The following is a 13,525-nucleotide window of genomic DNA, read 5'->3' as shown; positions in this document are numbered from 1 at the left end:
AAAATGAAAAAAATAAGAAATTCAATAGTACTATTGTTCGGTTTTTTGTCGATCAGTAGCTGTATGAAATATGACGACCTTAGGGAAAACCCCAATGATCCGGTTTCTGTTCCCCCTAGCCTCTTGTTCACTAGTGTTGTTCCCAAACCAATTTCTGCCTTTACGGACAGTTATTCTTTTGCACAATACCATATCCGTAACAACTCTGATGGTACCCCCGTAGATTACCGTTTTGGAAACGGGGGGTTCAATTATGGCTATTTAAGGGATATTAATAAAATGGTTGAAGAGTCTGAAAAGTCCGGTGCTCCGGTCTATGCTATTTTAGCCAAATTTTTAAAGGCATATTACTATATTGATATGAGCAGGGAACTTGGAGATGTACCTCTTGTCGAGGCCATGAAAGGAGCCGATAACCCTCAACCTAAATATGATACTCAAAAATCGGTTTACGAGCAATCTCTCAACTGGTTAAATGAAGCGAATTTGGAATTGGGTCAATTTATTGGCACAAACCCTACTTATACCTTAGACGGAGATTTTTATTACAACGGTAATCTTCGACTTTGGCAAAAGGCAATAAACAGTTACACGCTCAGGGTATTGGTTTCTTTGAGTAAAAGGGCCAATGATGGAGGTATTAATGTTGCCGAACGCTTTGCTAATATCATCAATAATCCAAACACCTATCCTTTGATGGCCAGTTCGGATGATAATATGCAAATTATACATCAAGACAAAGATGGTTTTAGAGGTCCTTACAACCCCGACAATGCCGCCTATAGGGTTGATATCGTCTTAGGAAAAACTTATATCGATTTATTAAAAAACAATAAAGACCCAAGGCTGTTCAAGGTAGCAGACCCTACCCCCAATGCCTTGGCGGCCAACCCGGATGAGGCCGCTGTTAGAGCTGATTTTAATGCATATGAAGGAGCAGATATTGCTGCCTCAACCGCTTCTAACAGTATTAAAAGGGTCAACGGTGATTTATCGTACCCAAATGAAGAACGATTTTGGAATTATGTAGGGCAACCAGCCGTTTTCTTAGGATATTCCGAACAAGAATTAAATATTGCAGAAGCTGCCCATAGAGGATGGATTTCAAATAACCCCAAGGTTCATTATGATAATGGGGTATCGGCTTCCATGGAATACTATGGGGTGACTGCCGAAGCCATCACTAATTATCTTACCCTAGAGGCACCTTATGTTGCCGGCGCTCAAGGGCTACAGAGAATTCATGAACAAATGTACCTTGTCTTTGCTGAAAACTCTAGGTGGGAAGGCTTCTTTTTAAACCGCAGAACTGGAGTACCTCAATTTGCTTTTTCTAGCGAAAACAATGTAGAAAAGTTACCCCTTCGTTGGGCCTATCCATCGGCGGAAGACTCTGATAACCGTGAAAATTATCGAGCTGCCCTAAGATCACAGTTCGGAAATGAAATAGATGACCGGGATCAAGTTATGTGGCTCATCCAAGACTAAACCTAAAATAACTACATTATTATGAAGAAAATAACAACCATATTACCACTTACATTTGCCTATAAATTATTTGCGGCATGTAGTATTTTACTCTTCCTAAGTTGTTCCCAAGACGAACAAGGTTGGCAGGATACACGTTATACGGAAAATTTTGAATTCTATATTTCCCATCCCAACCCCATTACAGGAGAAGCGTATACCGAAGAGGAATTAGAAGGACTAAGTTACGACCCAAAAGAAAAGGAGTCGTATAGTGAGGGACAACCAATAAATTTGGCTATGGTCTCTTTAAAGAAGCCTTTAGCGGTAAAAGTGTTATTGGGAAAGGATCTTTCTCTTTTAGAAACGATTACTGAATTTACCACTGTTAATCAGCAATACATCAGCGCTGATTTTGAAACCACTTTAGATAAGTTAGGCTTAATACAAATAGGAGACAAGGCCGTATTGAAGTTCGAAATCTTGTTTGAAGATGGTTCTATGGGAGCTTCCTTCTTTGAAATTAAACATGTGAAGGTCAAAGACACCAGTATACCGGTAGACTTTTTTGTTTACCTGAAAAAACAAGTGGGCGAAATTATCGGATTGCCAACAGAGGATGAAGTTTCTTCTAGGGTAAAGGATCCAAAAGTAGGTTCTATCCTTACTTTTAACGGTGCCTCTGACAAAGTGGAAATTACGGATAACGGATCATTAAATTTCAGGTATACTGAAGATTTTTCCGTAGGTTTATGGGTAAACACCACCGCCGCCAACAGTGACCCTTCCATTATTGGAGATAAAGATTGGGGCAGTGGCACTAATCCAGGATTTATATTTGCATTTACCGGCAATAGTGGTTGGAAATTAAATGCCGGAGATGGTACTAATAGAATCGATGTCAGTGGCAATGCTATCAATGACGGAGAATGGCATTTTTTAATGGCCACCTTTGACCGAGATGGCAACGCTACAATTTACGAAGATGGCGTTGTTGCAGGCAGCACGGATATGTCCGCTATAGGAAGCATGGAAAGCGGTAACCTTATTCATTTATCACAGGACGGAACCGGTTCTTATGGCGCTTGGTATCAAGGAAGTATAGGAGAAACCTATATATACGATTATGCCTTAAGTGCCACTGAAGTAGCTGAGCTTTCTGGTGTTAAAACCGGAGTTCAATTACACACTCAAAACGGCAATACTTCTAACATTACTGTTACCAACCAAGGAGGAACAACTATTGGGGTTGATGCTAACAAATATACTTTTAGCTATAATGGTACCGATGGATATTCTACCATAACTGATAATTCTAAATTGGATTTTAGATATGCCAATGATTTTACAGTGGCGCTCTGGGTAAAAACTACAGCTACCAATAGCGATCCATCTATGATAGGTGACAAGAATTGGGCCGCTGGAGCCAACAAAGGATTCATATTTGCTTATACCGGAGGCGCTTGGAAAATGAATGCCGGAGATGGGACCAACCGAATAGACATTAATGGGAACATCATTAATGATGGCGAATGGCATTTAATTTCTGTGACCTTCGATAGGGATGGCAACGCCATCGCTTACCAAGATGGTGTAGAAGTTGGCAGTGTTGATATGTCCTCTATTGGAGACATGAAGAGTTCTTTTCCAATTAATTTGGCACAGGACGGCACAGCTGCCTATGGCGATTGGTTTGAAGGAGAATTGGCGAATATTGCCATATACGATTACGTTCTTACTCCAGAGCAAATGACCAGTTTATACAACGAATAATTTTTTTAGTTGAGTTTTTTAGTTGAGTTAGTTAATAATAGGGAGGGGTATTGGTTACCCCTCCTTATTAGTTTTAATAGTAACACAATTTGACATATTTAAAACCCTCTATTATAACACCACATTTTAATACCCAATGAGAAAGAAATTAACAACGATTTTAATGGCTATGGTGCTTATCGGTTGCCATAAATCCAGTAGGTCCGAAAATCCAACAACGGATACTGATGGAAAAACCAAAAAGGTTTTGATCATAGGAATCGATGGTTGTAGGCCAGATGTTTTAGAAATTGCCAATACTCCTCATTTGGACAATTTAATTAGTAATGGCACCTATTCTTTAGATGCCAGGAATACCGGAATAACTAGAAGTGGTCCAGGGTGGACTTCGATGCTTACCGGAGTTTGGGAAGATAAGCATAGGGTAATAGACAATACCTTTGAAGGATATAACCACAGTAGTTATCCCCACTTATTTAAACGGATAAAACAATACGATCCAAATTATAAAACTGTTTCCGTTTCTCAATGGCACCCTATCAATACCAAAGTAGTACTTTCTACAGCAGACATTATTTCTAATGTCCCGGATAGTAGCTTAGAAGTAGAACGAAAGACAATAGCCCATCTTAAAGAAACAGATTTGACGGCCATTTTTGTGCATTTCGACGATGTAGATCATGCCGGACATTCAACTGGTTTTAGTAGGGATAACCCCAAATATATCTCTGCTATTGAAACGGTAGACCAATCTATAGGCAAGATCATGTCTGCCTTAAAAAACAGAACGACTTATGAGAGGGAAGATTGGCTCATTTTAGTAAGTACGGATCACGGTGGTATTTCTAATAACCATGGCGGTGATTCTGACGAGGAGCGCACCATTTTTATTATTGCAAGTGGGGATAGTATTGCGAAAAGAAAAATTAGCAAAACTACGACAGAATCGACTGTCCCTAATCCAAAAGATTGTTTAGAAAATTCTACTGAACTAAAATTTAATGCTGATGGTTTTATAAAAATTCCCGAGAACAAGGAGTACAATTTTGGTACCTCCCAAGATTTTTCTATAGAATGCCGAATCAAATCCGATTATGCTGGTGATATTCATATTTTGGGCAAAAAAAATTGGGATAACGGCCTTACCCCAGGATTTATCTTTTCCTTTAAACCCAACTCTCAAAAGTTTAAGGTCAATATAGGTGATGGCAGCCAACGGGCAGATGTAGAAACCTCTAACGTAACCGATAACCAATGGCATACCCTTAGTGCTACCTTTGACCGAGACGGAATGCTTAAAGTGTATATTGATGGGGTGTTTTCCAATGAAGTTTCCATATCAAAAATCGGTAATATAGACAACGAATTGTCATTTACTATTGGGGCAGATGGCAATAATAAATACCACTTTAATGGTTCTATAGCCGAGGTGAGAATTTTTAACGCTGTATTAGCTGCTGAAGAAATCAATACTTGGCAGTGTACAACACTGGATCAGACGCACAAGAACATTGACAATTTAATCGGACATTGGAAACTAAACGATGGCAGCGGTACCCATATCAAAGATTCTAGCACACATGAAAACCATGCAGTCCGTAGCGGGGCTAAATGGGAAAAAGTTCAATCAGAAATTGTTGTTGAACAACATAACTATAAAGATACCCCAAGAACTGTAGACGTAATGGTTACCGCTCTTAACCATTTGTGCATTCCCATTTCTCCTTCCTGGAGTTTAGATGGGCGGTCTATTATTTCAACGGAATGTCCTAATTAGAAACTAAAAAATTAACTTCTAACAACTCTATAATTATGAAAATGATAAAAACAATGTTGCTGCTAATAGTCGCCTTGACAGGCCTTCCATATTCTTGCGACAAAACCGAAGCACCATCTGAAAAGGAAATAAAAGCAGTAAAATCTGCTGATCTCATTCTTAATATTCCATGTCAGGGAAACAGTTGGGTCCTTAATAATTCAGAAGCTACTTCCAAAATAGTAGTTGATGGAGGGATTAAAAACTGGACCGATTCCAAGAACAAAATCCGCACCTATTTCTATGCACATACTACGGGTTCTATTTCCATTGGCCTTCTGGCAAAATTTTCTTCTCCCACGACCTTAAAAATCACGGTTGAAAATCAGAGCGAGGAAGTAGCCTTTAACCCCAGCACCAATTATGATAAACATATCGTAGGAAAGTTTACTATTTCTAAAACCGGTTATCAATATGTAGAACTAGAAGGATTGAACAAAGAAGGGGAGTCTTTTGGTGATATTTCCGATATAGTATTGGGTGATGCCAAATGGTCTTCCAAAATTAGTTATATCAATGCTGATTCTTTCTATTGGGGAAGAAGAGGGCCCTCGGTACATTTAAATTATGAAGAACCCGTTGGTAAGAACATCACCTATTTTTACAATGAGGTAACCGTCCCTGAAGGCAATGACCACGTTGGATCTTATTTTATGGCCAATGGATTTTCCTCCGGATACTTCGGAATGCAAGTGAATTCATCTACGGACAGAAAGGTATTGTTTTCGGTATGGAGTGCCTTTGACACCCAAGATCCTAATAATATCCCTGAAGAATATAAGGTTATTCCTTTAGGTCATGGCTCCGATGTTACCGTAAAAGAATTTGGCAATGAGGGCTCTGGGGCACAGAGTTATTTTTCTTTTCCATGGAAAGCCGGAACTACCTATAAGTTTTTGTTAAAAGGAGAATCTAAAAAAGCAAATAGTATAGATTACACTGCATATTTTTATGCTCCCGAAGTTGACGAATGGAAACTAGTAGCGAGTTTTAGAAGGCCTTATAGTTCTGAAGCTCATTTAACGCGGTTACACTCATTTTTAGAAAATTTTTATACCGAACAGGGTGCCAATGCAAGAAAAGCGCATTACTCTAACCATTGGGCATACGATACTTCGGAGGAATGGCATGAAATGACTTCGGCAATTTTTACCACGGACAATACGGGTAAAAATGGTGTTCGTTTAGATTATGCAGGCGGTTCCGAAGCTTCTTCTTTCTATTTAAAGAATTGCGGTTTCTTTAGTGAAAAGGTTACACATAATTCTCCCTTAAAAAGAGCGGCCACTGGCCAAACACCTAATATAGATTTTTCTAAACTGGAAGTACCTACCCTTACAGAGGTTCCTGAATATGAATCTCTTGATAGGACAGCATGGAAAGTGATAGATTACAGCACCCAAGAAGATAAAGGTGGCGAAGGATCTACAGGACTTGCTGCCCATGTATTAGACGGAAAATTGGAAACCTATTGGCATTCTTGTTGGGCTTCTTGTGACGCGGCTCCTCCCCATTATATTACTGTTGATATGGGGGCTACAACCACTATTGATGGATTTAAATTCACCCAAAGACAAAACCTTTCCAGAACCGTTAAAAGTATAGAATTACAGGTGAGCCAAGACAATAAGAGCTGGACAAGTTTAGGTGATTTCACACTTCGAAATGAAAAGACAGAACAGCAAATTGAGCTCTCGGAACCCAAAGAATTTAGATATTTTAAGTTTATAGCCAAAACCGCGTTTGATGGCAGCAAAAATGCCGCTATGGCCGAAATAAGCCTATTTGTCAAAAAGTAATGCTTCTATAGATCACAATGGTCTTGGCTCTATAAAACAACTAAGACCATTGTGATCCTAATAAATAATAATTGTTTTAATATTTATACCTACGAAAATGAGTAAAATTTTAATAACAGGAGCTAGCGGTCAAATTGGTTCTGTATTATCCGAGAAATTAAAAGAGAAATATGGCACTGAAAATATTCTTGCCACCGACCTACACCACAATCCCGATTATATAGGGCCCTTTGAAGTATTGGATGTCACCGATTTCGAGGCACTTCAAACATTAGTTGTAAATAAAGGCATTACCCAAATATATCATCTGGCCGCAATCTTATCTGCCAACGGAGAAAAGTTCCCTTTAAACACTTGGGACATTAACATGAAAACATTTTTCAATGTTCTAGAAGTAAGCCGACTACACAATATAGAAAAGGTATTTTACCCAAGTTCCATAGCCGTGTTTGGAAACAACGTCGAACGGGTCGATACTCCCCAATCTTCAAACCTAACCCCTTCTACCGTATACGGAATGAGCAAGGTGGCCGGCGAAAATTGGGCCAAATATTATACTGAAAAATATGGACTAGATATCCGATCAATCCGTTACCCTGGTATTATTGGTTATCAATCTTTACCAGGTGGTGGCACTACAGACTACGCCGTGGATATTTTTCATAAAGCCATCAATCAAGAAGAGTTTGAATGCTTTTTAGGACCAGACACTATGCTTCCCATGATATATATGGACGATGCCATTAGAGCTACCATTGAGTTAATGGAGGCCCCAAAAGAAAAGTTACGAATTAAAACATCTTACAATCTTGTAGGCATGAGTTTTACTCCGGAGACATTAGCTTCTGAAATTCAACAGATACATCCCAATTTTAAGATACGCTACCAACCCGACTACCGCCAGCAAATTGCAGATTCTTGGCCCATGAGTATTGACGACACTGATGCTCGAAAGGATTGGGACTGGCAACCTAAATATGGCTTAAAGCGTATGATTCAGGATATGTTTGTAAATCTAAACACTCCAATGCCCTTTACACCTTAGTCTAAAAATATCAAGTAGGCCTATTAAAAAAATAGGCTGTAAAGGATTCTAAACCAAGAGACTCTTTTTTTTTAAACAAAAACCTAAAACTCTTGACTTAAAAAGGGAGAAACTTAAAGCTTCTCCCTTTCTTGTTTTCAAAACATTTTAGAATTGTTACTTGTATAAATTCTAATTTTTAGGCTCTTTCACAAAATCGGCTTCAATCACTATTTTTCTAGACCAAGCCATTCCCAATGTTACTAGGTTCAGGAAAAAATTATCTACACTCGTTGTAACTTTAACCGAGGTATTTATGACTGCATCCGGTTTTTTTTCTGCAATTTCATCTGCCAATATTTCTGATATTTCAAAGGTCGATGTCCAATCAAAATTTACGTTCTTTTTTACCGTAATATGTTCTACTATTTCAACTTTTTCCGTTGGTTGATTGTATAGCATTGGCACCGCTGCCTTTCCACTGATACGTGCTATGGTGCAAGACTGCAATAGAATGGCAACTATTAAAAAAGGAAGTACAAATTTGTTTCTGTTCATTATTTTAATTTATTTTTTAGTTAAACATGGAGAGTTTTTTATCAAAAACTGTACCACTAAATGTTTTGACTTAATATATAGACTTCCTTATTACGATTTCATAAACCCCATATCTAAATTACGATTGTAATATAGGATTTCTGCAATCTTATCGCCCACCTTCTTTCCATTGATCAGGTCTATAAGGTGTAACGTTCCATCGATACCCGATGTGATCCCTGCAGTAGTAATTATTTTCCCATCCTGGACAAATCGTACATTATCAACTACATTCACCTCGGAATTGCTACGCAAGGCTTCTATGGTCATAAAATGAGTCGTTGCTTTTTTTCCATTTAAAAGTCCAGCTTTGGAAAGAATAATTCCACCTACACATACGGACATGGTAATCTTTGAAGTAGCGTCTTGTTGCCTTACCCAATCCAACAATTCCTGGTTTTCTTCGCATAATTTGGCCACAATATCGGGGTGTGCCCCTGGCACAACCAATATATCCGCCTTGGGCGCTTTTTTAAAATCATAGGTAGGCATAAGTCCCATTACACCACCTTCAGAGGTTACCTTGTCATCGGTTTGGGCCACAGTATATAGGTTGTACCTAGGGTCCAAAAGGTTTGCTTTGGCAAAAACATCTATAGGCCCATTAAGATCCAATGCTTCTACCTGATCATAGATTAAAAATGCAACGTTAATTTTTTTGTCTTTCACAAATTCGATATGAGTTTCCGGGATGTCCTTTTGGCCACGTGCCACTGAGGAAAACAATCCTATGAGCAGGATTAGTAGGTAAGATGTCTTTTTTTTCATGTGATTCATTTTAATCTATTATTTATATTTATTTGTTAAGATATTACTAGTTTACAACCATTTAGTGCCTCCCAAAGAGTTTTCGGTATTCAAAAGGACTTAATTGAAGCCATCTAAGAAATGTTTTTCGCATAGTTTCTGAAGTTCCAAAACCACATTCTTGGGCGATAAAATCCATTGAAAAATCGGTTTCTTCCAAATATATTTTTGAGGATTCAATCCGTAATTTTTCGATATACTTTGCTGGAGTCAATCCAATTTCCTTAAGAAAAACCCTCGCAAAATTCCTTGGACTCATCAAAGCTCTATCCGCTAATGTTTGGACATCCAAATTCTCCTTCAAATGCTCCATTATCCATTCCTGAATCTCCCTTATATTATTTTTACTCGATAATTGTTGGGTTAAAAAGGTGCTAAATTGAGACTGGCTCCCTGGCCTTTTTAAATAAAGTACTAAGGATTGGGCTATTTGCATAGCTACCTTTCTTCCATAATCCTCTTCCACTAAGGCTAAGGAAAGATCTATCCCTGCAGAAGCCCCGGCAGAAGTATATACTTTTCCATCCTTTACAAAAATTGGATGACTTTCTACTTGTATATCATCATACCCCATTTTAAGATCTTCCTGATATTCCCAATGTGTTGTTGCTTTTTTCCCTTTTAAAAATCCACCTTCCGCCAAAACAAATGCACCTATACACACGGAGCATATTCGCCTAATAGTATGGTGTTTTTCTTTTAACCATTTAATCAGTTTTGGATAGCCATCCCATTTATGGTGATTAGAAAAACCCCCAATTATCAAGGTGTCAATCTTATCTTTTATATCATAGAGTGATTTCTGGCAATGAATGACCAGTCCACTATTGGTAACAATTTGAAGCTCTTTGGTTGCCGAAGCTATGAGTATATCATATCCTTCCATAGACAGTTTGGAGGTGTTTGGAGGAATGTTCTTGACGCAGCCAAAAACATCACTAGGACCTATGATATCCAATGCTAAACAATCTGGTGTAGCGACAATAACAATTAGCTTCTTACTCATACTGCAAAGATAAAGCGAAACTCCGTTGTCATAAATGACATCTTTTAAGCAATTTCTGCCAAGTAATCTGGTCTATTCAATGGATGTCACCGACATTACGAGAACGAAATCCCTTGTTTTCTATGTTATAAGCCAAAAAGGGAGGAATTCCATTATGAATTCCTCCCTTTTTACGTACTACAATTTAACGGATATAACCGAAAATTTACGAAATTACATCGATAATATTTACGACAATAGAGTCTCTTTAAGAAACTTTAATTATTCTTATTCTTTCTTTTTTATAAACACAACGCCATGGGAATCATTTCCTATATCTCCTCTGACCATAGCCTTAATTTTAAATTCGGCCCCAGTTTCATATTCATCGATCTCGATACGATACGTATTTTTATTAGAAGAAGTTCCTGTTTCCCCAAAATGCTGATCTTCGGTAATTAACTGTCTGTTTTTATAAACAGATATCCCTTCAATTTCTAATTTATGGGCCCCGTCCGTATAAATAAATGTTATTTCATAATGTCCATTGCTATCAATTTTACCAGTTGCATTCAATTCTAATGCCCCAAATTCTGCCCCTTTAATAAGTACTGGTTTCCATTCGCCCAACAGCGTGCCGTACTTTTTGTATTTTTCGTATTTTTCCGGGAAATACAATGGTAAGGAGAACTGATGACGGTTTACTACGGTAATCGCCTTAAAATCGGATAGTTTGTCTACTAATACCGGCTTGGAATATACCTGATCATAGGTGTTAGGTTTAAGGCCATTTGTCGTGTAGGTAATATATCCCTTGTTCACAACATTTTCTAAGCTCACCTCTATGCTCCCATTAATTTCCTTTGTCCCTACCAGTTTGGGCTGTGGTACCCTATAACCATAACCGGCTTCATCGTACCTATTGTAATGCTCCCGCATTCTTTCTTCAAAATCTGACCAATCCTTACGGCTTTTATCGGTCCATGCAACTTCAGCTAGGGCTGCCATCCTTGGAAAAGTGAGGTAATCAAAATACTTCTCTGATCGATTCTCATTTATCGGTAGTATTTCTTGTAAAATGGTACCATGGATAAACTGATCTGACCACAGGGTAGCGTGAACTCCCAGAACCTGAGACTGGTATTCCTCACCTAATCCTTTTACCATAGGGTCCATTCCGTATACTTTTTCCAGACTAATTGGAGATAGCCAGGTTGCAGCTTTCACCTCCCCGGGGATATTACTCTCTGCGACATCAAAATAGGCATGGCTCGACAGTGCCATCACCATATCGTGTCCTGCCTGGGTACCCAAAATGGCCTTTTTCTTATTATGCCAAACCATCCCCACGGCCTTATCATCTAGGCCTCTTTCGATGATCTCGTCCCAGCCAACAATTGTTTTACCGTGCTTCTTTAATACCTTTTGGATCCGATTGGTAAAATATACCTGGAGATCAGCTTCTTTTTCCAATCCTAGGGATTCTTTTCTTTTCTGACAATGAGCACATGCCGCCCAACGATCATACCTGGCTTCATCACCTCCAATATGGATATACTTACTAGGAAATAGGGCTACAACCTCGTCAAAGACATCTTGTAAAAAATCGAAGGTAGACTCTCTACCCACACAGTACAATTCTCCGCTAATAGAGTGCTGGGTCTGTACCACTTGCGGAGCTCCGGTACAAGACAAATGCGGATATGCGGCAATGGCCGGTAAGGTGTGGGCCGGAATCTCTATTTCCGGGATCACCTCTATATTTCGCAAAGCAGCATAGGCTACAATTTCCTTTATTTCCTCTTGAGTGTAATACCCTCCGGTTCTTTCGTGTCCCTCGCCCCGGAATCCGCCCACGGAGGTTAACTTTGGGTATTTCTTAATTTCTATTCGCCATCCGGCATCGTCTATTAAATGAAGGTGTAGTACATTCATCTTGTACATCGCCATCATATCTACCAATTGCTTTACATAAGACACCTCATAAAAATAACGGCTTACATCTAGCATCATTCCCCGCCAAGGATATGCCGGCTCGTCTTCTACGTAGGCACCTTCTATCGCCCAATCCACATCTTTTTGTCTTCTTGGATTGAATATTTTTACGGGAAGCATTTGTCGCAGCGTCTGAATTCCGTTGAAAACACCAGCCTCACTATTTCCAATAATTTGAATGTTTTTGGCAGTCACCAAAAGTCGGTAGCCTTCTTTTTTATCGACTTGAGGGTCTATAGAAAGTTGAATACTATTTTTTTTGGATTTATTTGATGAGGACAGCTCAAAATCCCATCCGGTAGCCGGGGAAAGGGTTTCTTCCAAATAAGCTGCTAAGGCTTCCAAGCCGGTACCGTATTGTATTTTTGTTGATGGGTGTAGTAAGAACACCTCTCCATTAGGCTCAAACCGCTGTGGTTTTGGAATAATATCGGTCGCCACTGCTTGGCCATACGACATCATAATAACGAAAAACAATAAACACGCCTTTCCTAAACTAGTTTTTAACATAAATAATAATTGATAATTTATAAATACAACTTAAATATTACACTCAATTTTCTGGTCGCTCCGCTTCTAATTATAATTGTGATAAAAAAACGAATTTGCCCAGTGCCGGTATCATATGATAAGGATAGTCCTCTTTTTTACTTGAGTCATTAGCTCACAGCTTATATATTAATTCTTCATTTCCTCCTTTCTTACAGTCAATTCCCTTCGAGAATCGGAATCTGTATATTTAAGTAGATGAATTGTTTTCCTTAGCTATCCTGACAAACTATGAACCGTATTAGCTGCACTGGCTTTTAAAAATCAGGTCCATATATTCTAACTTTTCCCCTCTCGAGCTCACTCCTATCAAAACCTTGTAATTAAAACTGACCCCATAAAACCCACAACCTCTTAATATCTTGTTTTGTTCTTATATGCTTTCTATAAAAATTTCTTATGCCGGGATAAATTTATCCTTTTTATTTTTATAAACGTTCCCATTTTAACTCATATATTCCGTCAAGATCCAAATTCGAACCATTGACGGAATATTTCAGGATTGCACAATGTCTATCGATGGCATCAATAAAAGGTAGACCTCTTCAAGAAATTGTGTTATACTAATTAGGTAACCTCTCTTATGATATTATTTATTCAGCCTGGAATTGAACTTATGATCAATACAAGTAGCCAAATTGCCTAAGCAAATTAAACAATGCCATATAAGCTCGTGGTCCAAAAACTAGATTTACCTCCAATAGAAAACAAAA

The 13,525-nt window shown here is 38.5% G+C and carries 9 protein-coding genes; 5 read left to right on the top strand and 4 right to left on the bottom strand.

What is annotated here, in order from left to right; genetic code table 11:
- Positions 1-3: 3 nt before the first annotated feature.
- From BUA16_RS03185 to BUA16_RS03165, 5 genes are all read left to right on the top strand, one after another.
- Positions 4-1,488, top strand: coding sequence for a SusD/RagB family nutrient-binding outer membrane lipoprotein (locus BUA16_RS03185; RefSeq protein WP_178338841.1), 1,485 nt, complete (start codon positions 4-6; stop codon positions 1,486-1,488).
- A gap of 21 nt (positions 1,489-1,509) precedes the next feature.
- Complete coding sequence (locus BUA16_RS03180) at positions 1,510-3,240, top strand: LamG domain-containing protein (RefSeq protein WP_072763190.1); 1,731 nt, start codon at positions 1,510-1,512, stop codon at positions 3,238-3,240.
- A 136-nt stretch (positions 3,241-3,376) separates the two neighbouring features.
- Entirely contained in the window at positions 3,377-5,017 is a 1,641-nt protein-coding gene (locus BUA16_RS03175; RefSeq protein WP_072763189.1) for an alkaline phosphatase family protein, read from the top strand.
- 35 nt (positions 5,018-5,052) lie between these two features.
- Positions 5,053-6,855 carry a DUF3472 domain-containing protein gene (locus BUA16_RS03170; RefSeq protein WP_072763188.1) on the top strand — a complete coding sequence of 601 codons (1,803 nt, stop codon included), beginning with the start codon at positions 5,053-5,055 and terminating at the stop codon, positions 6,853-6,855.
- Positions 6,856-6,952: 97 nt separating this feature from the next.
- Complete coding sequence (locus BUA16_RS03165; RefSeq protein WP_072763187.1) at positions 6,953-7,900, top strand: NAD-dependent epimerase/dehydratase family protein; 948 nt, start codon at positions 6,953-6,955, stop codon at positions 7,898-7,900.
- Between the two features lie 171 nt (positions 7,901-8,071).
- Here BUA16_RS03165 and BUA16_RS03160 read toward each other — a convergent pair whose 3' ends face one another.
- The 4 genes from BUA16_RS03160 to BUA16_RS03145 all read right to left on the bottom strand — a co-directional run bounded on the left by BUA16_RS03160 (position 8,072) and on the right by BUA16_RS03145 (position 12,773).
- Complete coding sequence (locus tag BUA16_RS03160; RefSeq protein ID WP_072763186.1) at positions 8,072-8,437, bottom strand: hypothetical protein; 366 nt, start codon at positions 8,435-8,437, stop codon at positions 8,072-8,074.
- 90 nt (positions 8,438-8,527) lie between these two features.
- Positions 8,528-9,244, bottom strand: coding sequence for a DJ-1/PfpI family protein (locus BUA16_RS03155; protein ID WP_178338840.1), 717 nt, complete (start codon positions 9,242-9,244; stop codon positions 8,528-8,530).
- 61 nt (positions 9,245-9,305) lie between these two features.
- On the bottom strand, positions 9,306-10,289 hold the full coding sequence (locus BUA16_RS03150; RefSeq protein ID WP_072763185.1) for a GlxA family transcriptional regulator: 984 nt from the start codon (positions 10,287-10,289) through the stop codon (positions 9,306-9,308).
- A 267-nt stretch (positions 10,290-10,556) separates the two neighbouring features.
- Positions 10,557-12,773 (bottom strand): beta-N-acetylhexosaminidase, encoded by a 2,217-nt coding sequence (locus BUA16_RS03145; RefSeq protein WP_072763184.1) that lies wholly within the window; start codon positions 12,771-12,773, stop codon positions 10,557-10,559.
- Positions 12,774-13,525: the final 752 nt, after the last annotated feature.

The organism is Arenibacter nanhaiticus (assembly GCF_900141935.1).
In the GTDB taxonomy this organism is placed as follows: domain Bacteria; phylum Bacteroidota; class Bacteroidia; order Flavobacteriales; family Flavobacteriaceae; genus Arenibacter; species Arenibacter nanhaiticus.
Note: the sequence above shows the minus strand (reverse complement) of the source record. Positions and strands in the feature narration are given on the sequence as shown.